Source organism: Micromonospora profundi (assembly GCF_011927785.1).
GTDB classification, from domain to species: Bacteria; Actinomycetota; Actinomycetes; order Mycobacteriales; family Micromonosporaceae; genus Micromonospora; species Micromonospora profundi.
This window is the reverse complement of sequence record NZ_JAATJK010000001.1, coordinates 3463201-3483471: the sequence shown is the minus strand read 5'-3', so window position 1 is coordinate 3483471 and position 20271 is coordinate 3463201. Positions and strand designations below refer to the sequence as shown.

At 72.7% G+C, this 20271-nt stretch carries 18 protein-coding genes; 17 read left to right on the top strand and 1 reads right to left on the bottom strand.

Going from position 1 to position 20271, the window contains the following annotated elements:
- Positions 1-116: 116 nt before the first annotated feature.
- The 9 genes from steA to F4558_RS15175 all read left to right on the top strand — a co-directional run bounded on the left by steA (position 117) and on the right by F4558_RS15175 (position 11239).
- Positions 117-1295 (top strand): putative cytokinetic ring protein SteA, encoded by a 1179-nt coding sequence (gene steA / locus F4558_RS15210; RefSeq protein ID WP_053657239.1) that lies wholly within the window; start codon positions 117-119, stop codon positions 1293-1295.
- A 27-nt stretch (positions 1296-1322) separates the two neighbouring features.
- Positions 1323-2267, top strand: a complete 945-nt coding sequence (locus F4558_RS15205; RefSeq protein ID WP_053657223.1) for a copper transporter — start codon at positions 1323-1325, stop codon at positions 2265-2267.
- Positions 2264-2392 (top strand): hypothetical protein, encoded by a 129-nt coding sequence (locus F4558_RS31955; RefSeq protein WP_280844910.1) that lies wholly within the window; start codon positions 2264-2266, stop codon positions 2390-2392. The genes F4558_RS15205 and F4558_RS31955 overlap by 4 nt, the downstream gene beginning before the upstream one ends.
- Positions 2389-3255, top strand: coding sequence for a hypothetical protein (locus tag F4558_RS15200; RefSeq protein WP_167944833.1), 867 nt, complete (start codon positions 2389-2391; stop codon positions 3253-3255). The genes F4558_RS31955 and F4558_RS15200 overlap by 4 nt, the downstream gene beginning before the upstream one ends.
- A gap of 1 nt (position 3256) precedes the next feature.
- Positions 3257-4951, top strand: coding sequence for a murein biosynthesis integral membrane protein MurJ (murJ, locus tag F4558_RS15195; RefSeq protein ID WP_167944831.1), 1695 nt, complete (start codon positions 3257-3259; stop codon positions 4949-4951).
- Positions 4952-4982: 31 nt separating this feature from the next.
- On the top strand, positions 4983-6149 hold the full coding sequence (locus F4558_RS15190; protein ID WP_053657218.1) for a glycosyltransferase family 4 protein: 1167 nt from the start codon (positions 4983-4985) through the stop codon (positions 6147-6149).
- Positions 6149-8722, top strand: coding sequence for a hypothetical protein (locus F4558_RS15185; RefSeq protein WP_245241333.1), 2574 nt, complete (start codon positions 6149-6151; stop codon positions 8720-8722). The genes F4558_RS15190 and F4558_RS15185 overlap by 1 nt, the downstream gene beginning before the upstream one ends.
- 163 nt (positions 8723-8885) lie before the next feature.
- A complete protein-coding gene (gene pyrG, locus F4558_RS15180) occupies positions 8886-10637 on the top strand; it encodes a CTP synthase (protein WP_053657217.1) in 1752 nt (583 codons plus the stop codon).
- The gene (locus F4558_RS15175) at positions 10634-11239 is read left to right on the top strand and encodes an NUDIX domain-containing protein (RefSeq protein WP_053657215.1); all 606 of its coding nucleotides are present in this window, start codon (positions 10634-10636) and stop codon (positions 11237-11239) included. Before pyrG ends, F4558_RS15175 begins: the two co-directional genes overlap by 4 nt.
- Before the next feature lie 80 nt (positions 11240-11319).
- On the opposite strand, the gene F4558_RS15170 is transcribed toward F4558_RS15175, so the two are convergent.
- Positions 11320-11652 carry a TM2 domain-containing protein gene (locus F4558_RS15170; RefSeq protein ID WP_053657214.1) on the bottom strand — a complete coding sequence of 111 codons (333 nt, stop codon included), beginning with the start codon at positions 11650-11652 and terminating at the stop codon, positions 11320-11322.
- Positions 11653-11869: 217 nt separating this feature from the next.
- Between F4558_RS15170 and ald the strand changes: the two genes are divergently transcribed.
- The 8 genes from ald to der all read left to right on the top strand — a co-directional run bounded on the left by ald (position 11870) and on the right by der (position 20257).
- Complete coding sequence (gene ald, locus F4558_RS15165) at positions 11870-12985, top strand: alanine dehydrogenase (RefSeq protein WP_053657213.1); 1116 nt, start codon at positions 11870-11872, stop codon at positions 12983-12985.
- Positions 12986-13006: 21 nt separating this feature from the next.
- On the top strand, positions 13007-13990 hold the full coding sequence (locus F4558_RS15160) for a site-specific tyrosine recombinase XerD (protein WP_053657211.1): 984 nt from the start codon (positions 13007-13009) through the stop codon (positions 13988-13990).
- Positions 13991-14170: 180 nt separating this feature from the next.
- Positions 14171-15094, top strand: a complete 924-nt coding sequence (locus tag F4558_RS15155; protein ID WP_030487987.1) for a ParA family protein — start codon at positions 14171-14173, stop codon at positions 15092-15094.
- 41 nt (positions 15095-15135) lie between these two features.
- Positions 15136-16245, top strand: coding sequence for a segregation and condensation protein A (locus F4558_RS15150; protein WP_231640096.1), 1110 nt, complete (start codon positions 15136-15138; stop codon positions 16243-16245).
- Positions 16238-17224: an SMC-Scp complex subunit ScpB gene (scpB, locus tag F4558_RS15145; RefSeq protein ID WP_167944829.1), complete on the top strand. Its 987-nt coding sequence runs from the start codon at positions 16238-16240 to the stop codon at positions 17222-17224. The genes F4558_RS15150 and scpB overlap by 8 nt, the downstream gene beginning before the upstream one ends.
- Positions 17211-17981 carry a pseudouridine synthase gene (locus F4558_RS15140; RefSeq protein WP_053657208.1) on the top strand — a complete coding sequence of 257 codons (771 nt, stop codon included), beginning with the start codon at positions 17211-17213 and terminating at the stop codon, positions 17979-17981. The genes scpB and F4558_RS15140 overlap by 14 nt, the downstream gene beginning before the upstream one ends.
- A gap of 192 nt (positions 17982-18173) precedes the next feature.
- Positions 18174-18854, top strand: coding sequence for a (d)CMP kinase (gene cmk / locus F4558_RS15135; RefSeq protein WP_167944827.1), 681 nt, complete (start codon positions 18174-18176; stop codon positions 18852-18854).
- Positions 18851-20257, top strand: a complete 1407-nt coding sequence (gene der, locus F4558_RS15130; RefSeq protein WP_053657204.1) for a ribosome biogenesis GTPase Der — start codon at positions 18851-18853, stop codon at positions 20255-20257. Before cmk ends, der begins: the two co-directional genes overlap by 4 nt.
- Positions 20258-20271 lie beyond the last annotated feature (14 nt).

The following is a 20271-nucleotide window of genomic DNA, read 5'->3' as shown; positions in this document are numbered from 1 at the left end:
CGCGTATTGTGAGCGCAAGCACACCGGCTTGCGCCGGTGTGTGCTTCCCTGGGTAGGCGGCCCTGCTCAGGCATGTCGCGACAGAAAAGCCTGCCTCACATGCCAGGATGGTCACGATGCGTCTACCCACGTTGCGCCGGAACCGAAACACGGAGCCGGGCCGAGTCCTCGGCACCGCGCGCCTCGACCGCCGGACAAAGCGCCTGGTCGGCCGGCTGCGTCCGGGTGACATCGCGATCATCGACCACGTCGACCTGGACCGGGTCGCGGCCGATTCGTTGGTAGCTGTCGGTGTCGGCGCGGTGCTCAACGCCAAGCCGTCGGTCTCCGGCCGCTATCCCAACCTCGGGCCGGAGGTGTTGGTCGCCGCCGGCATCCCACTCCTGGACGACCTGGGGGAGGGCGTCTTCGAGCAGATCCGCGAGGGCGACCAGGTCCGCATCGAGGGCAACACGGTGTACGCCGGTGACGAGCCGGTCGCGCACGGCACCCTGCAGGACGCCGAGTCGGTCGCCAAGGCGATGTCCGACGCCCGGGAGGGCCTGTCGGTGCAGTTGGAGGCGTTCGCCGCCAACACGATGGACTACCTGCGCCAGGAACGCGACCTGCTGCTCGACGGCGTGGGCGTACCGGACATCGAGACCCAGATGCAGGGTCGGCACTGCCTGATCGTGGTGCGCGGCTACGACTACAAGGCCGACCTGGACGTGCTGCGCCCGTACATCAGGGAGTTCAAGCCGGTGTTGATCGGCGTGGACGGCGGGGCCGACGCGCTCGTCGAGGCCGGGTACACGCCCGACATGATCATCGGGGACATGGATTCGGTCACCGACGACGTGCTGCGCTGCGGCGCCGAGGTGATCGTGCACGCCTACCCGGACGGGCGGGCGCCCGGCCTGCCCCGGGTCAACGGCCTCGGTGTGCCGGCGATCACCTTCCCGGCCGCGGCGACCAGCGAGGACCTGGCCATGCTGCTGGCCGACGAGAAGGGCGCCTCGCTGCTTGTCGCCGTCGGCACCCACGCCACCCTCGTCGAATTCCTCGACAAGGGTCGCGGCGGAATGGCCTCGACGTTCCTGACCCGGTTGAAGGTCGGCGGCAAGCTTGTCGACGCCAAGGGTGTGAGCCGGCTCTACCGGCAGAGCATCTCCGGCTCCTCGCTGTTGCTGCTGGTGCTCTCGGCGATCGCGGCGATGGCCTCGGCGGTGGCCGTCTCTACAGTCGGTAAGGCGTACCTGGGCGTGGTCGCCGAGTGGTGGGACAATTTCGTGTTCCAGCTGTACCGGCTCTTCTAGTTCCCGACCGATCAAGAGGCTGCAAGCGTGATCAACTTCCGCTACCACGTGGTGTCCCTCACCGCGGTGTTCCTGGCTCTGGCGATCGGCCTGGTGGTCGGCACAGCCGCCCTCAACGGCCCGGTCGCCGACTCACTTGAGGCGCAGGTCACCGGGCTGCGCAAGGACAACCAGCAGTGGCGTCAGCAGGTCAACAGCATGGAGAAGCAGCTCGCGCTGGAAGAGGAGTTCGCCGAGCAGGTGTCCCAGGTCGTCCTGCCGGGCACCCTCACCGGTCGCCGGGTCGTGGTGCTCAGCCTGCCCAACGGCCGCGACCACACCGAGGCCGTGCTCAAGAAGCTCCAGCAGGCCGGCGCCACCATCACCGGCCGCGTCGACCTCCAGGACAAGTTCATCAACCCGGACAACAACTCCAACCTGCTGGAGTTGGCAGTCACCGCCGCCCGTCCGACCGCGCAGACCACCGGGCTGCCCGGCAACGGGCACGGCGTGGAGACCTCCAGCGCGCTGCTGGCCAGCGTCCTGCTGGACCGGCCGCAGGGCACCACGCCGGTCAGCGACGCCGACCGGCGGGCGGTGCTCGCCGCGTACAACAACGCCGGCTACCTGACCACCGACAACAACAAGGTCACCGGTCCGGCGGAGGGCGTCGTCGTGGTCAGCGGCCAGCCGTACGTCGACAAGGACTCCGACCGGCGGGACGAGTCGGTGGTCAAGATCGCCGAGCAGTTCGACCGGACCGGATCGATAGTGGTCAGCGGAAACGGCTCCGCCGGTGGCAACGTCGTGGCAGTGGTGCGCGGCGACCCGGTGCTGTCGCAGACCATCTCCACGGTCGACAACGCCAACACGGTGCAGGGCCAGTTCGTGAGCAGCCTCGCCCTGGCGGAGCAGCTCACCGAGAAGAAGGCCGGCCAGTACGGCGTCGGCGACAACGCCACCTCCGGCCTGTTGCCTAGACTGCCCCAGTGAGCGAACGACGTACCCGCATGCCCGTAACCGTCGAGGTGGTGCGTGACCGAGCGCAGCGCGTGAACCTGAGGCGGAGTACTGCGGTGGCCGACGCCGCTGCCGAGCGCAGCGGGGTGGTGGCGTGAAGGCGTTGGGCCGGCTGCTGATCGCCGGTGCCGGTGCCGCCGCCGCCCGGTACGCGCTGCGGGAGGTGCGCACCGCACCGGTCGGGCCCGCGCTGGAGCGCACCAACTTCCGTGGCCGGACGGTGACCCTGGCCGCCGGGCCCGCGCTGGCCGTCGGTGCGTCCGCAGTGTGCGCGTTCGGTGCCACAAGCGCCGCCTCCGGCGGTGCCGCCCTGGTCGCCGGTCTCGGCGCGGGTGGCGTCGGGCTCTACGACGACGTGGTGGGCTCACGGCCGGAGCAGAAGGCGGCAAAGGGCTTCGCCGGCCACCTCGCCGCGCTGCGCGAGGGGCGGGTCACCGCCGGCATGGTCAAGGTCGTCGGGGTGGGCGCCGCCGGCCTCGGTGCCGCCGCGTTGCTCGCCGCCGACCCCCGGGTCGCCGCGCATCCGCGCCGGCAGCGCCACGGCGTGTTCGGCAGGAGCGTCGACGTGCTGCTCGGCGCCGGGGTGATCGCCGGCACGGCCAACCTGCTCAACCTGCTCGACCTGCGGCCAGGACGCGCTCTCAAGTCCGGGCTGCTGCTCGCCGCGCCACTGACCGGTGGCCCGCACGGCGGCATCGCCTCGGGCGCGGCAGGTGCCGCCGCCGGCCTGCTCCGCGACGACCTCGCCGAGGACGTGATGCTCGGCGACAGCGGTGCCAACGCGCTCGGGGCGCTGCTCGGTGTCGCGCTCGCCGCGCGTACCGGCCCGCTCGGCCGTGCCGGACTGCTGGCCGTGCTCGCCGGTCTCACCGCCGCCAGCGAGAAGGTCAGCTTCACGTCGGTGATCCAGCGGACGCCGGGGCTGCGGGAGCTCGACGCACTGGGCCGGCGCGCCGACTGACGTGACCAGACCGGCACCCCTCGCCGGCGCCGGCCGGCTGGCCGGAGCAGCCGCGCTCATCGCCGTCCTCACCGTGCTCAGCCGGCTCGCCGGCTTCGGCCGTACCGCCGTGTTCACCTGGAGCCTGGCCCCCACCGACCTCGGCGGCGCCTACGTGGTGGCAAACGCGGTGCCGAACTTCATCTTCGAGATCGTCGCCGGTGGGGCACTGGCCAGCCTGGTCGTGCCGCTGCTCGCGGGGGCGGTCGAGGCCGGCGACCGGACGGCTGTGGCACGGACCACCGGCGCGTTGCTGAGCTGGACGCTTGCCCTGCTGGTGCCGCTCGCGCTGCTCGTGGTGCTGTTCGCCGGGCCGCTGATCGGGACGCTCGGCGACGGCCTCACCGCGGCCCAGCAGCAGAGCGGCGCCCGGATGCTGCGGGTCTTCGCACCACAGCTGCCGCTGTACGGCATCGGCATCGTGCTCACCGGTGTGCTCCAGGCGCACCGCCGCTTCGCCTGGCCGGTCCTCGCCCCGCTGCTGTCCAGCCTCACCGTGATCGTCGTCTACCTGGCCTTCACCGCCACCCAGGGCCGGCTGGCCACCGTCGGCGGCGTCAGCGCCGACGGCGAGTTGCTGCTGTCGGCGGGCACCACCCTCGGCGTGGTGGTGCTGTCGCTGTCCCTGCTGATCCCGGTCCGCCGGCTCCGACTGGGGCTGCGCCCCGGCTTCGGGTTCCCCACCGACGCGCGGAGCAGGATCGGCGGGTTGGCGGTGGCCGGCGCGGTCGCCGTCGCCTCCCAGCAGGTCGCCCTGATCGTCAGCCTGAACCAGGTCACCTACGGCGCGGCCACCAACCCGGGCGTCTACAACCTGGCCCAGACCGTCTACCTGCTGCCGTGGGCGGTGCTGGCCGTGCCCCTCGCGGTGGCGGCGTACCCGACCCTGGTCGCCTCCCAGGCCACCGGCGACGAGGACGCCTACCGGGCGACCCTGGCCCCGGCGGTCCGTGGCGTGCTGCTCTTCGGCTGCCTCGGCGCGGCCGCGCTGATCGGCACCGCCGGGCCGGTCGGGCACTTCTTCTTCCCGGCCGCCACCGCGCCGACCGCCGCCGCAGCGATCATCGGCTTCGCGCCCGGCCTGCTCGGCTACGGCCTGTTCGCGGTGCTCACCCGGGCGCTCTACGCCCGGCGCGAGACCCGCGCGGCGACCATCGCCACAGCGATCGGCTGGCTGGCCGTCCCCGCCGCCGTCCTGCTGCTCGGCGCGCTGCTGCCGCTGGAGGACCGGGTGCTCGCGGTGACGGCCGCCAACTCGGTCGGCATGCTGCTGCTCGGGGCACTGCTGGTCGCGGCGGTAGTGCGCAGCGCGGGCCGTCCGGCGCTCGCGGGCGCGGCCCGCGCCGGAGCTGCCGGCGTGCTGGCCGGGGTGCTCGCCGCCCTCGCCGGGCTGGGCCTGAGCCGGCTGCTGCAGTCGGCCGGCGACGGCACCCCGACGATGGCCGCGGCAGTCGGTCAGGGCATGCTGTCCGGAGTCCTGGTCGGTGTCGTGTTCCTTGTCGTGGTCTGGTTCGTCGACCGCCGGGACGTACGGCCGCTGCTGCACGGGGTGGCGCGTCGGCTCCGCCGACGGGGAGCACGGGACCGGGCCGGCACGTCGACGCCGGACACGATCCCCCCGGAGCGGGGCGACGGGAAGGAGACGGCGGTTCGGTGAGCGTTGGAAACGGGGACCGACGGGGGTCGCGATGACGGAGCCCAGCCTGCCCGCCGGCTGGTCGGGAACGGTCGCGCTGCTGCTGGCCTCCAGCACCGGCGGGGTCGGCCAGCACGTCCGCTCGCTGGCACGCGGGCTCGTCGCGGGCGGCGCCACAGTAGTGGTCTGCGGGCCGGCGGCGACCCAGGAGCAGTTCGACTTCACCGGCGTGGGCGCCGGCTTCGCGCCGGTGGAGATCCCGGCCAGCCCCACTCCGGCCGACGCCCGCGCGGTGCTCGCCCTGCGGCGCGCGCTCACCGCCGCCCGGGTGGACGTGGTGCACGCGCACGGCCTGCGCGCCGGACTCGTCGCCGTACTGGCCCGCCCGAGCGCGCCGCTCGTCGTCACCTGGCACAACGCGGTGCTCGCCGGTGGCCTGCGCGGCGGGGTGTCCCGCCTCGTCGAGCGGGTGGTGGCCCGGGGCGCCCGGGTGGCCCTCGGTGCCTCCACGGACCTGGTTCAGCGGGCCGTCGCGCTGGGCGCCACCGACGCCCGCCTCGCCCCGGTCGCCGCCCCCACACTGCCCGCCCCGGGCCGCCGCCGCGCCGCCGTGCGCGCCGAGTTCGGCGTACGCCCGGACCAGCCGCTGATCGTCTCCGTCGGCCGGCTGCACCCGCAGAAGCGCTACGACGTGCTCATCGACGCGGCGGCCCGCTGGCGAACGCGTACCCCGCCGCCGGTCGTGGTGATCGCCGGTAGCGGCCCGGCGTACCTGCCGCTGGCCGCCCGGACCTCCGCGGCCCGCGCACCGGTGACCCTGCTGGGGCACCGCACCGACGTGGCAGACCTGCTCGCCGGAGCCGACCTGGCGGTGGTGACAAGCGACTGGGAGGCCCGCCAGCTCTTCGCCCAGGAGGCGATGCGGGCCGGCGTACCCCTTGTGGCCACCGATGTGGGTGGCCTGCCGGAACTGGTCGGCGACGCCGCCGCGCTGGTCCCCGCCGGTGACGTCGACGCTGTCGACGCGGCGGTACGCGCGCTGCTTGACGACCCGCAGGCGCGGGCCGAGCTGGCCCGGCGCGGCACCGAGCGGGCCGCGACGTGGCCCACCGAGGCCGACACTGTTGCCGTGCTGGCGGCCCTGTACGCCGAACTGGCCGCGGAACCCACGGGTCGGGCGGCTCCGGGCTCCGACGCGCCGATGACGGGACACCGGTGATGCTGCGCCGACTCGCGCCCGCGCTGTTGACGGTGCTCGTGGTGGCGCTGGGCGTCACCGCGCTGGCGGCCCGACCGCCGCAGGGCGCTCCGCAGCGCACGGCGGACTTCGTTGTGGTCGTCGGCGTCGCCGGGCTGCGCTGGGAGGACGTCAGCCCGGAGAGCACCCCGACGCTGTGGCGGATGGCCCAGGACGGCTCGATCGGCTCGCTGTCGGTGCGCTCGGCGCACCGGCCCACCTGCCCGGTGGACGGCTGGCTGACGCTGGGAGCGGGCAGCTTCGCCGGGTGGAACGGCAGCCGGCCCGCCGGTGGCTGCCCGCCCGTCGGGGTGACAGTGGAGCAACCGGACGGGATCGGCGCGAACCTGCCCGACCAGGAGAGCGTGGTCCAGTACAACCAGCAGCGGCTGCCCTGGGGCGCCGTGCCCGGCTCGCTGTCGGAGTCGGTGCGCTGCTCGGTCGCTGTGGGTCCGGGCGCGGCCGTCGCCGCCGCCCGACCGTTCGGCCGGGTCGACAGGTACGCCGCGGGACTGCCCGCCGATCCGAGCGCGCTGCTCGGCTCGTGCGTGCTGAGTATCGTCGACCTCGGCACCGTGGACGGCGCCGAGGCGGCGGAGCGTGCCGAGCAGGCACGGGCGGCGGACGCCCAGTTGGCCCGGGTGCTGGCCGCCCGGCCACCGCAGTCGCTGGTGCTTGTCGCCGGGATCTCCGACACCGAGCAGCCGTCGCGGCTGCACGTGGCGGTCGCCGACGGGCCGGGCTGGGAACGCGGCTGGCTCACCTCGGCCAGCACCGGCCGCGACGGCTACCTGCAACTCGTCGACCTCGCGCCGACGGCCCTCGCCGCTCTGGGCCGGCCGATGCCGGAGCGGATGTTCCTCGGCCGGCCCGCCGTCAGCACTGGCGAACGCACCGGCGACCTCACCGCCGCGATCAACGCTCCGGCCGACGCCGATCGGGAGGCAGCCGCCCAGCGGACCGTGTCCGGCAGGTTCTTCACGCTGCTCGCCGGGGTGCAGGTGCTGCTGGCCCTGGCGGTGCTGCCGTTGCTGCGCAGGGCCCGCCCGCACGCCGGACCGGCAGGCCCGACCCCGGCGTCACCGCGGGTCGTGGCGGTGGTGGAGGTGCTGCTTGTCGCGGCGGCGCTGACAGTGCCGGCCGCGCTGCTCGCCGACGCCGTCCCCTGGTGGCGTGGCGAGCACCCCGGGTGGATCTTCGCGGGGGTCACGGCGCTGCTGGTGGCCGGCGGCACGGCGGCGGTCCGGTTCGCCCCCGGGTACGCGAACACTCTCGGCCCGTTCGGCGCGGTGGCCGGCCTCACCACCCTTGTCGTCGGGCTGGACGTGCTCACCGGAGCCCGCCTGCAACTCAACGGCGTGGTGGGCTACTCGGCGTTGCAGGGCGGCCGGTACTCCGGACTGAGCACCGTCGGGCTGGGAGTGTTCCTCGCCGGTGCCCTGCTGACCGGCGGTTGGCTCGCCCAGCGGGTGCACCGGGGCTGGCGGCCGGCGGTGATGGTCGCCGTGGGTGGCCTCGCCGTCGTGGTGGTCGGCAGCCCGTACCTGGGCGCCGATCCGGTCGGGGCCATCGCGTTGACGGCCGGCCTGAGCGTTGCCGCGGTGATCAGCACCGGTGGCTGGCTGACCATCAGCCGCCTGGCGTGGGCCGCCATGGCCGCCCTGGCCGTCGGGATCGGCTTCGCCGTGGTGGATCTGCGCCGTCCGGCGGCCGAGCGCGGCAGCCTGGGCCGGTTCCTGTCCGCCGTGGGCGACGGCACCGGCGGGTTCACCGTGCACCGCTCCAGCACCGCGAACTTCGAGACGCTCGTGAACAGCCCGTTGACAGTGCTGGCCCTGGTCGGCGCGCTCGTGGTGTGGTTCGCCCTGATGCAGCCCTGGGGTGGGCTGATGCGGCTGTTCGGCATCTACCCGGCGGTACGGGCCGCGCTTGCCGGCACCGCTGTCGCGGCGGTGCTCGGTGGCCTGCTCGACGGCGCGGCGCTGGACGTGGCCGGTGCGGCCGCCGCCCTTGTGGTGCCGATGGCCGCGCTGGCGTCGCTGCGGGTCCTCGGGCACGCCGCGGACCGGACCCGCCCCGGCACGGGCCGTACCCGTGATGACGGCGCCGACGACGATCGCGGCTCCGGCGGCGCCGGCCCGGCCGGCGGGAGCGACGGCCCGACCGGCGGTGGAGGACCGCTCGGGGCCGTTCACCCCCGGCCGATAAGCGCCCCGCCCGCCGGCCCACCACGGTCCGTCACACCGCCGCCCAGCGCCGTCCCGGACGACGGGCCGGCGCATCCCGCGCCGGAGGAGGGACCGCCGCAACCCGCGCCGGATGACGGTCCGGCGCATCCCGGCCCGGACGGGGCCGGCGGCGACGCACGGCCGCCCGGCGACCACCTGGCAGAGGACGCGCCGCCCGGCGACCGCCCGGCAGAGGACGCGCCGCTTGGTGACCGCCCGGCAGAGGGCTCGCTGGCGCCGCCGGCGGCCCCCACACAGCGGGTGCCGAGCGACACTACGCCGCAGGCGCGAACCGACAGAGGATCGACGGGAGTTGCCGCGCCCTGACCGCTTGGCGTCGTCGTGGTGACCCGGTGGCGTCGGGCTCGGGGTGCGGCCTGCGACTACCCGCGGCAGAGGTGTTACCGTGGAATCCCGTGGATCGCGTGATCACTTTGGTGATCGAGCACGGCGGTCTGCATGACCGCGACAGACGACACGGGAGCAGGCCTTGGCCCCATCAGCACGGACGACCAGGCACATTTTCGTCACCGGGGGCGTCGCCTCCTCGCTGGGCAAGGGCCTCACCGCCTCCAGCCTCGGCAATCTGCTGACCGCGCGCGGTCTGCGCGTGGTGATGCAGAAGCTCGACCCCTACCTCAACGTCGACCCGGGAACGATGAACCCGTTCCAGCACGGCGAGGTCTTCATCACCGAGGACGGCGCCGAGACCGACCTCGACGTCGGGCACTACGAGCGATTCCTGGACCGGGCCCTGTCCGGCAAGGCGAACGTCACCACCGGCCAGATCTACTCCGACGTGATCGCCAAGGAGCGGCGCGGCGAATACCTGGGTGACACCGTCCAGGTCATCCCGCACATCACCAACGAGATCAAGTCGCGGATCCTCGCGATGGCCGACCCGGACGACGACGGCGTCGTGCCGGACGTGGTGATCACCGAGGTCGGCGGCACCGTCGGCGACATCGAGTCGCTGCCGTTCCTGGAGGCGATCCGCCAGGTCCGCCACGACCTGGGCCGGGACAACTGCTTCTACCTGCACGTCTCGCTGGTGCCCTACCTGGCGCCCTCGGGTGAGCTGAAGACCAAGCCGACCCAGCACTCCGTGGCGCAGCTGCGCAACATCGGCATCCAGCCGGACGCCATCGTGCTGCGCTGCGACCGGGAGATCCCGGTCAAGCTCAAGGAGAAGCTGTCGCTCTACTGCGACGTGGACGCCGAAGCGGTCGTCGCCGCTCCGGACGCGCCGAGCATCTACGACATCCCGAAGGTGCTGCACCGCGAGGGCCTCGACGCGTACGTGGTGCGCCGGCTCGGCCTCTCGTTCCGGGACGTGGACTGGACCAGCTGGGACGACCTGCTGGAGCGCGTGCACCGGCCCCGGCACACGGTGACCGTCGCGGTGGTCGGCAAGTACGTCGACCTGCCCGACGCGTACCTGTCGGTGAGCGAGGCGATCCGGGCGGCCGGCTTCGGTCACCGGGCCCGGGTGCAGCTGCGCTGGGTGCCCAGCGACGAGTGCGTCACCCCGGCCGGCGCCGCGGCGGCCCTGGCCGGAGTGGACGGCGTCCTCATCCCGGGCGGGTTCGGCGTACGCGGCATCGAGGGCAAGATCGGCACCGCCCGGTACGCCCGCGAGAACGGCATCCCGCTGCTCGGCCTCTGCCTCGGCCTGCAGTGCATGACCATCGAGGTGGCCCGGCACCTGGCCGGCCTGGACGGGGCCAACTCGTTGGAGTTCGACGAGCAGGCCGCGCACCCGGTGATCGCCACGATGGCCGACCAGGAGGACATCGTCGCGGGCAAGGGCGACCTGGGCGGCACCATGCGGCTCGGGGCGTACCCGGCCACGCTTACCGAGGGCTCGCTCGTCGCCGAGGCGTACGGCAGCACGGACGTCAGCGAGCGGCACCGGCACCGCTACGAGGTCAACAACGCCTACCGGGACGCGCTGACAAAGGCGGGTCTGCGCATCTCCGGGACGTCGCCGGACGGCCGGCTCGTCGAGTTCATCGAGCTGGACCGGAGCCTGCACCCGTTCTTCGTGGCCACCCAGGCGCACCCGGAGCTGAAGAGCCGCCCCACCCGACCGCACCCGCTGTTCGCCTCGTTCGTGAAGGCCGCTGTGGCGTACTCGCAGGCCGACCAGCTGCCTGTCGACCTGGACCCGGCGGGGGAGGCCCCCACGACGCGCAAGGCCGCCCGCAACGGCGCCGCGACCAAGGCCGCGTCGGCGTCGTGAGCGCCGTCGAACACCGCTACGAGGTGCGCTCCCGCGACGAGCACTACCGGGGTCGCATCTTCGACGTGGTCACCGAGGAGGTGACGATGCCCGGCGGCGGGACCGCGCTGCGGGACATCGTGCGGCACGTCGGCGCGGTGGCGGTGGTGGCGCTCGACGACGCCGGCCAGGTGGTGCTGATCCGGCAGTACCGGCACCCGGTCGGGCGGCACCTGTGGGAGCTGCCGGCCGGGCTGATGGACGTCTCCGGTGAGGAACTGCCGGCCGCCGCGTTGCGGGAGCTGGCCGAGGAGGCCGACCTCACGGCCGCGCGGATCGACGTGCTTGTCGACCTGCACAGCTCTCCGGGGTTCACCAACGAGCTGGTCCGGGTCTACCTCGCCCGGGAGTTGGCCGACGTGCCGGCGAACGAGCGCCACGAGCGCCGCGACGAGGAGGCCGACCTCCAGATCGTCCGGATGGACCTGGACGAGGCGGTCGGCATGGTCCTGGCCGGCGAGATCACCAACGCGTCCGCGGTGGCCGGTCTGCTGGCCGCGGCCCGCGCCCGGGACACCGGCTTCTCGGCGCTGCGCCGGGCGGACACGCCACTGCCACGCTGACCCCGCAAACCCTTCCGGGGGTACGCGGAAGAGGGGCCCCGCGGTCTACCGCGGGGCCCCTCTCACGTCGGTGCGGTGGGTCAGTCGCGCAGCGGGCGGCCCTGTGCGTCGGTGCCGCCGTTCACCAGGATCATGATGCCGTCGATGACGCCCCAGAGCGCGCCGACGCCGCAGGTCACGATGCTGACCACGAGCTGGAGCACAGCGATCTTGGTGTGCCCGGTGTAGAACCGACCGGCACCGAAGGTGCCGAGCAGGATGCCGAGGATGCCCGCGACGACCTTGCTCTTGTCGGACAGGCCCGGACCGTAGCCGGGCTGGTATGGAGGAGTTGTCATGGGCGGACACATTAGTGATCCACTCGGCCGCTGTCCGCATGCGCGCCCGACAGATGGGACGATAATGACGAACACTGTCCTGACGGCTGAGGTGGGGTGGCACCGCCGGCCTCTGGTGGGTGCCCTGACACACCGTCAGGACACCCGACCACCGGATGCCACACTGCTGGCTTTCGGTGGGGCCGGGCGCGCCTAGACTGCCGCCGACGGGACCGGTGGACCGTGGCGGCAATGGGGCCGTTGCGGCACCGAGCAGTCGGGGGACGCAGCCCCGAAGAGAGGTGTCTGCATCGTGAAGGTCGGAATCCCACGCGAGGTCAAGAACCACGAGTACCGCGTGGCGATCACGCCCGCGGGCGTCAACGAGTTCACCCGCAGCGGCCACCAGGTCTTCGTCGAATCCGGCGCCGGAGTCGGCTCCAGCATCACCGACGACGAGTTCGCGGCGGCGGGCGCGAAGATCCTGGCGACCGCCGACGAGGTGTGGGACGCCGCCGAGTTGGTGCTCAAGGTCAAGGAGCCGATCGCCGAGGAGTACCACCGGATGCGCGAAGGTCAGGTGCTCTTCACCTACCTGCACCTGGCCGCCTCCAAGGAGTGCACCGACGCGCTCATCGACCGCAGGGTCACCGGCATCGCGTACGAGACCGTCGAGCTGCCCGACCGGTCGCTGCCGCTGCTGGCGCCGATGTCCGAGGTCGCCGGCCGGCTCGCCCCGCAGGTGGGCGCCTTCTACATGATGCGTACCGGCGGCGGGCGGGGTGTGCTGCCCGGTGGCGTCTCCGGCGTGTACGCGGCCAAGACGGTGGTGATCGGCGCCGGTGTCTCCGGCATGAACGCCGCCGCCATCGCGCTGGGTCTGCAGTCCGAGGTGCTGCTGCTGGACAAGAACGTGGCCCGGCTGCGTCAGGCCGACGCCATCTACCGGGGGCACCTGCAGACCGTCGCCTCCAACGCGTACGAGGTGGAGCGGGCCGTGCTCGACGCCGACCTCGTCATCGGTGCGGTGCTGGTGCCCGGCGCGAAGGCCCCGACCCTGATCTCCAACGAGCTGGTCTCCCGGATGAAGCCGGGCAGCGTGCTCGTCGACATCGCCATCGACCAGGGCGGCTGCTTCGAGGACTCACGTCCGACCACGCACGCCGACCCGGTCTACAAGGTGCACGAGTCGATCTTCTACTGTGTCGCGAACATGCCCGGCGCGGTCCCGAACACCAGCACGTACGCGTTGACGAACGTCACCCTCCCGTACGCCCTGGAGTTGGCGAACAACGGCTGGCGCGAGGCGCTGCGCAACGACCCGGCGCTGGCGCTGGGCCTCAACACCCACGACGGCAAGGTCACCTACGGGCCGGTCGCCGAGGCGCACGGCATGGACGTGCTCCCGCTGGCCGACGCGCTGGCCTAGAACGGTGGCGTACTGACCGGCATCGCGGCCAGGGCCGGCGCGGGCGACGAGCCCGCGCCGGCCCTGCGCCGTGCCGTGCGCGGCTACCTCGACCACCTCACAGTGGAACGTGGCCTGTCCGCGAACACCCTCGCCTCGTACCGCAGGGATCTGGACCGTTATCTCACGACGCTTGCCGCCGCCGGCGTCGCCGACCTCGCGTCGGTCGGCCCCGGGATGGTCGAGGCGCATCTGGCCCGCCTGCGCGCCGGCGACGACGCGCACCCGCCGCTGGCGGTGTCGTCCGCCGCCCGCGCAGCCAGCGCCGTTCGCGGCCTGCACCGCTTCGCGCTGCGCGAAGGGCTGGCCGGTGCCGACCCCAGCCGCGACGTCCGCCCACCCACCCCGCCCCGCCGGCTGCCCCGCGCGCTGCCCGTCGACGACGTGGTCCGGCTGCTGGAGACCGCCGGCCCGGTCACCGCGACCGGCGACGACGCGCCCCTCGCGCTGCGCGACCGGGCGCTGCTGGAGTTCCTGTACGGCACCGGCGCGCGGATCTCCGAGGCGATCGGCGCCGCGATCGACGACCTCGACAGCGACGAGGGCACTGTGCTGCTGCGCGGCAAGGGAGGCCGGATGCGGCTGGTGCCGATCGGTGGGTACGCCGTCGAAGCGGTCCGCGCCTACCTGGTCCGCGCCCGCCCCGGCCTGGCCGCCGCAGGCCGGGGCACCCCCGCGGTCTTCCTCAACGCACGTGGGGGAGCGCTGTCGCGGCAGGGCGCCTGGGCGATCCTGCGTCGCGCCGCCGGACGCGCCGGCCTGCCTGTCGACGGGCCGGCGGCGGTGTCCCCGCACACCCTGCGCCACTCGTATGCCACCCATCTGCTCGACGGCGGCGCCGACGTGCGGGTGGTCCAGGAACTGCTCGGGCACGCCTCGGTGACCACCACCCAGGTCTATACGCTCGTCACCGTCGAGCGACTGCGCGAGGTGTACGCCACCGCCCACCCGCGCGCCCTCGGCTGAAACCCTGGCAGCGGTGGCCCGACACGCCGGGCCGGTGCCGAACGCCCTGCTGGTCGGTGGCGTACAGTCGGCATCGGCGCGGACCTCCTGGAGCGATACGACCGGGGTGCGCAGCGGCGCCGCGAAGGACGTCGGACGGCTCCGACGCCGGGTGGGTCGTCGGGAGGGGGCAACGAGGACATGGCTGGCAACGGTGACCGTGCCGAGACCTGGACGTCGGAGCTCCGCGAGCAGCAGGCCACGCTCGGCGCGGACCTGGGTCCTGCGGACCCGGCTGCCTACACGATGCGCAAGCCCATCCCCGAGCCGATGCCTACCGATCGGCACGGCCCGGCGCGCATCATCGCGATGGCCAACCAGAAGGGCGGCGTCGGCAAGACCACCACCACCATCAACCTGGGCGCGGCGCTCGCCGAGTACGGCCGCAAGGTCCTGCTCGTCGACTTCGACCCGCAGGGCGCGCTCTCGGTGGGGTTGGGAGTCAACCCGCACAACCTCGACCTGTCGATCTACAACCTGCTCATGCAGGACGACATCATCGCCGAGGACGTCGTCATCAAGACCGACGTGGCGGGTCTGCACCTGCTGCCGGCAAACATCGACCTCTCCGCCGCCGAGATCCAGCTCGTCAACGAGGTCGCGCGCGAGATGGCACTCGCCCGGGTGCTCCGCACGGTGCGCAAGGAGTACGACTACATCCTGATCGACTGCCAGCCGTCACTCGGCCTGCTGGCGATCAACGCGCTGACCGTCGCGCACGGCGTGCTCATCCCGCTCGAATGCGAGTTCTTCAGCCTGCGCGGTGTGGCGCTGCTGCTCGACACCATCGACAAGGTGCGTGAGCGGCTCAACTTCGACCTGGAACTCGAAGGCATCCTCGCCACCATGTACGACAGCCGCACCACCCACTGCCGTCAGGTGTTGCAGCGGGTCGTTGAGGCGTTCGGCGACAAGGTCTACCAGACGGTCATCACCAAGACGGTCAAGTTCCCCGAGTCCACCGTGGCCGGTGCCCCCATCACCACGATGGACCCAGCCTCGTCCGGGGCGCGCAACTACCGTCAGCTGGCCCGCGAGGTGATCGCCGCCCAGTCGGAGCGGTAGCCGGAACACCCCGTGCCCGCTTCGTGCACTACGGTCGTCCGGTGACCGCGCCACCCATCGACCCGCCTGCCGGGCCGCACGAGGCCACCGCGCCGGCGGTCGCCGCCGAGATGGCCGCCGAGGTCGACGGTGTGCTCCCCACCGCGGAGGCTTCCGAGTCCTCCGGCTTCACCGTCCGGCTGGCCAACTTCACCGGCCCGTTCGACCTGCTGCTGCAACTCATCGGCAAACACAAGCTCGACGTCACCGAGGTGGCCCTGCACACGGTCACCGACGAGTTCATCGCCTACATCCGGGCCATGGGCGACAAGTGGGACCTCGACGAGGCAAGCGAATTCCTGCTCATCGCCGCGACCCTGCTCGACCTGAAAGCGGCCCGGCTGCTGCCCTCCGCCGAGGTCGAGGACGAGGCCGACCTCGCCCTGCTGGAGGCCCGGGACCTGCTCTTCGCCCGGCTTCTGCAGTACAAGGCGTACAAGGAGGCGGCGGCGCACATCGCCGAGTTGGAGGCGGTGGGCGGCCGGCGGTATCCGCGGGCGGTCAGCCTGGAGCCCCGGTACGCCGAGGCGTTGCCCGACCTGGTGCTCGGCATCGGCCCGCAGCGGCTTTTGAAGCTGGCCGTCAAGGCGATGACCCCGAAGCCCGTGCCGGAGGTGTCCATCGCCCACGTGCACATGGTCCGCGTCAGCGTCCGTGAACACGCGGCGATCCTCGCCTCCCGGCTGCGCCGGGCCGGCATTGCGACGTTCTCGCTGCTCTGCGCCGACTGCGAGGCGACCCTGGAGGTGGTGGCGCGGTTCCTGGCGTTGCTGGAGCTCTACCGGGAGGGACTGGTGTCCTTCGTCCAGGAGCAGGCCCTTGAGGAGCTGACGGTGCGCTGGACCGGCCCTGTCGACGGCGAGACCGAGCTGCACGTCGACGAGTACGCCGGCACCCCCGCCGACCCCGATTCGGCTGCCGTGCCGGTGCCGTTGCCCGCTGCCGAGGGGGAGCCCGCTCCCCTGCCGGAGTTCGCTGCCGACGGGGAGCCCGCTTCCGTGCCGGTGCCCGGTGCCGAGCGGGTGCCCGGTCCCGTGCAGGAGCTGGGGCGGGCGGGTGAGGCCGGGGGAGTGGACCGGACGGGAACGACGGAGGGCGAGCGCAATGAGTGACGAGCAGCGTCGGGACTCCCTGGCCGACCAGGCCGCCGCCTGGATCCCCCCATGGGACCGCCCTCGCCGACCCACCGCCGAAGTGACCGAGTCCCGGGACGAGTCCGCCTCCGCCGAGCCCTCCGTCGAGTCCGATCTCACCGAGTCCCGCGACACATCCGATCTGGTCGAGTCTTCCGGCGACGCCCTCGACCCCGCCGAAGTCGGCGAAACACCCGACAGCGACCGACCCGAACCCGTCACCGCCGCCGCGCCCATGACCCCGCGAGATCTTGGAAGCGAACTGCCCCTGGAGGGGCCGGAATCCTCCAAGATCTCGGATGAACCTGACGCTGGCGTGGGGGAGTTGGGCGGTGGTCGGGGCGTACCCCGGCGGGACGGCCTGGCGGGGCGGCGGCGGGTGACGACTGTCACGCAGCCTGCGCCGGAGTTGTCCGACGCCGAGCTGCGCGGCGCGCTGGAGGCGATCCTGCTGGTGGTGGACGAGCCTGTCAGTGAGCTGGTCCTGGCGCAGGTGCTGGAGCAGCCGGCCGAGCGGATCGGGCCGATGCTCGACGAGATCGCCGCCGGCTACACGGCTGCGGGGCACGGGTTCGAGCTGCGTCGGGCGGCCGGCGGTTGGCGGTTGTACACGCGGCCGGAATACGCTACGTACGTCGAGCGGTTCGTCCTGGACGGGCAGTCCGTGCGACTGACCCAGGCGGCCTTGGAGACTCTGGCCGTTGTCGCCTACAAGCAGCCGGTGACCCGGTCGCGGATCTCGGCCATCCGGGGTGTCAACTGCGACGGCGTGATCCGTACGCTTGTCACCCGCGGCCTGGTCGAGGAGTGCGGCACCGAACCGGACAGCGGGGCGTTCCTCTACCGGACGACCACGCTGTTCCTGGAGAAGCTCGGGCTGAACACCGTCGACGAGCTGCCGCCCCTTGCCCCCTTCCTGCCCGACGACGTAGAAGAGCTTGCTGATGCGACCCGATAACCGTTCCCCCAAACCCGACGCCCCCGTGTACGACGGGGCGGAGCGCCTGCAGAAGGTGCTCGCCGCCGCCGGCGTGGGCTCCCGGCGTGCCTGCGAGGACCTGATCTTCCGCCGCCGCGTCACTGTCGACGGGCGGGTCGCCAAGCTCGGCGACAAGGTCGACCCGGCCACCGCCGTGATCCACGTGGACGGCGAGCGCCTCCAGGTCGACATCCGCCTGGTCTACGTGGCGATGAACAAGCCGCGCGGGGTGGTCACCACCATGGCGGACGACAAGGGCCGCAACGAGCTGGCCGAGTTCATCGGCAACCGGGTGGAGCAGCGGGTCTACCACGTGGGGCGGCTCGACGCGGACAGCGAGGGGTTGCTGCTGCTCACCAACGACGGCAACCTCGCACACAAGCTCATGCACCCGTCGTACGAGGTGCTGAAGACCTACCTGGCCGAGGTGGTCGGGCCGATCCCGCGCAACCTGAGCAAGCGGCTCCTCGCGGGCGTCGAGCTGGAGGACGGGCCGGTCACTGTCGACTCGTTCAAGGTGGTGGGCACCCTGGGCAAGAGCGCCCAGGTGGAGCTGAGCCTGCACGAGGGCCGCAAACACATCGTCCGGCGGTTGATGGACGAGGTCGGGCACCCGGTCACCCGGCTGGTGCGTACCTCGATCGGGCCGATCCGGTTGGGCGACCTGCGCACCGGGCGTCTCCGGCGCCTGACCAACGCGGAGGTCGCCGCCCTGTTCAAGGCGGTGGGTGACTGACCCCCGGGTTCGGGGTACGGCAGCCGGTAGGCTGCGTGACGGCCGGGACGCGGCCGCGCGGGTGGCGTGGGTCGCCTCCGGCGGCTTCGCGCGCGGGCCCTTCAGAGGGCCCGGGATGATTGATGACGATTGACAACCGCTTGCGGCGCCGAATCACCGGGCGTCCGTGAGGTACGGGCTGAGGAGGACACGGTGGAGGAAAACGTACGGACCGGGCGATGTGTGGTCGCTGTGGACGGGCCGTCCGGTTCGGGTAAGTCGACCGTGTCGAGGCGGCTCGCCGCCGGCATCGGTGCGCGTTACCTGGACACGGGTGCCATGTACCGGGCGGTCACCTGGGCCGTGCTGCGCTCCGGCGTGGATCTCACCGACGCCGCGTCGGTGGCCAAGGTCGCCGGCGAGGTGGACCTGCGCATCGGCACCGACCCCCAGGGGTACGGCGTGACGGTCGACGGCGTGAGCGTCGACACGGACATCCGTGGCGCCGAGGTGACCGGGGCGGTTTCCGCCGTGGCCGCGGTGCCGGCGGTCCGTGAGCTGCTTGTCGCCCGGCAGCGCGAAATGATCGTCAACGCCGGCCGGATGGTGGTCGAGGGCCGCGACATCGGCTCGGTCGTGGCGCCGGACGCCGACTTGAAGGTCTTCCTGACCGCCTCCGAGGCGGCCCGTGCTGCCCGGCGGAGCGCCGAGGACGCCGCAGACGTGGCGGCCACCGCCGCCGACCTGGCGCGCCGGGACCGGCTCGACTCGACCCGCAAGGTCAACCCGTTGGCGCAGGCGCCGGACGCCGTCGTGCTGGACACGACCGAGTTGGGTATCGACGAGGTTGTCGTGCGGCTGCGTGACCTGCTCGCCGAGCGGGGTGTGGCATGAGTAGCGACGGCGCGGGCTGGGTCGAACTGCGTGAGCCCGAGGTCGCCGTCGAGGAACCCACCGGCCCGCAGCCGGTGGTGGCAGTCGTCGGCCGCCCCAACGTGGGCAAGTCCACGCTTGTCAACCGGATCATCGGTCGCCGACAGGCGGTCGTCGAGGACGTCCCCGGGGTGACCCGGGACCGGGTGCCGTACGACGCGCAGTGGAACGGACGGGCGTTCACAGTGGTGGACACCGGCGGTTGGGAGCCCGACGCGAAGGACCGCGCTGCGGCCATCGCGGCGCAGGCCGAGATCGCTGTGGTCACCGCCGACGTGGTGCTGTTCGTGGTCGACGCGATGGTGGGCTCCACCGACGTGGACGAGGCAGCGGTGAAGATGCTGCGCCGCAGCGCCAAGCCGGTGATCCTGGTGGCCAACAAGGCGGACAACACCTCCATCGAGATGGAGGCCACGTCGCTGTGGTCACTCGGCCTCGGCGAGCCGTTCCCCGTCTCCGCGCTGCACGGGCGCGGCTCCGGCGACCTGCTGGATGCCATCCTCGCCGCGCTGCCCGAGGCGCCGGCGATCGTGGAGAACCGGCCGCGCGGGCCGCGTCGAGTGGCGCTGGTCGGCCGCCCGAACGTGGGCAAGTCCAGCCTGCTCAACCGGTTCTCCGGTGAAGACCGGGCGGTCGTCGACTCGGTCGCCGGCACCACAGTCGACCCGGTGGACAGCCTGGTCGAGATCGGCGGCCAGACCTGGCAGCTCGTGGACACCGCCGGGCTGCGCAAGCGGGTCGGCAAGGCCAGTGGCACCGAGTACTACGCGAGCCTGCGTACCGCGGGGGCCATCGACGCCGCCGAGGTGGCAGTCGTCCTGCTGGACGCCAGCGAGCCCATCAGCGAACAGGACCAGCGGATCCTGTCGATGGTGACCGAGGCCGGCCGGGCGCTCGTCATCGCGTTCAACAAGTGGGACCTGGTCGACGCCGACCGCCGGTACTACCTGGACAAGGAGATCGACCGGGAGTTGCGCCGCATCCCCTGGGCGATCCGACTGAACCTGTCGGCGATGACCGGCCGGGCGGTCGACAAGCTGGCCCCGGCGCTGAACAAGGCGCTCGCCAGCTGGGAGACCCGGGTGCCGACCGCGCACCTCAACCAGTGGTTGACCGCGCTGGTGCAGGCCACCCCGCACCCGGTACGCGGTGGACGCGCGCCGCGCATCCTGTTCGCCACCCAGGCCGGGGTGGCGCCGCCACGGTTCGTTCTCTTCACCACCGGGCCGCTGGACGCCGGCTACCAGCGCTTCGTCGAGCGCAAGCTCCGCGAGGAATTCGGGTACGAGGGCAGCCCCATCGAAATCTCCGTCCGCCCCCGCAAGAAGCTCGGCCCCGGCGGTCGGGGCAAGGCGCACGGCTGACGCTGCTCGCACGG

What these genes read in the sequence shown, in the direction of transcription:
- scpB (WP_167944829.1), top strand. Translation starts at nt 16,238, where the DNA reads ATGAGTGACGAGCAGCGTCGGGACTCCCTGGCCGACCAGGCCGCCGCC.
- der (WP_053657204.1), top strand. Translation starts at nt 18,851, where the DNA reads ATGAGTAGCGACGGCGCGGGCTGGGTCGAACTGCGTGAGCCCGAGGTC.
- steA (WP_053657239.1), top strand. Translation starts at nt 117, where the DNA reads ATGCGTCTACCCACGTTGCGCCGGAACCGAAACACGGAGCCGGGCCGA.
- F4558_RS15185 (WP_245241333.1), top strand. Translation starts at nt 6,149, where the DNA reads ATGCTGCGCCGACTCGCGCCCGCGCTGTTGACGGTGCTCGTGGTGGCG.
- F4558_RS15140 (WP_053657208.1), top strand. Translation starts at nt 17,211, where the DNA reads ATGCGACCCGATAACCGTTCCCCCAAACCCGACGCCCCCGTGTACGAC.
- F4558_RS15190 (WP_053657218.1), top strand. Translation starts at nt 4,983, where the DNA reads ATGACGGAGCCCAGCCTGCCCGCCGGCTGGTCGGGAACGGTCGCGCTG.
- F4558_RS15155 (WP_030487987.1), top strand. Translation starts at nt 14,171, where the DNA reads ATGGCTGGCAACGGTGACCGTGCCGAGACCTGGACGTCGGAGCTCCGC.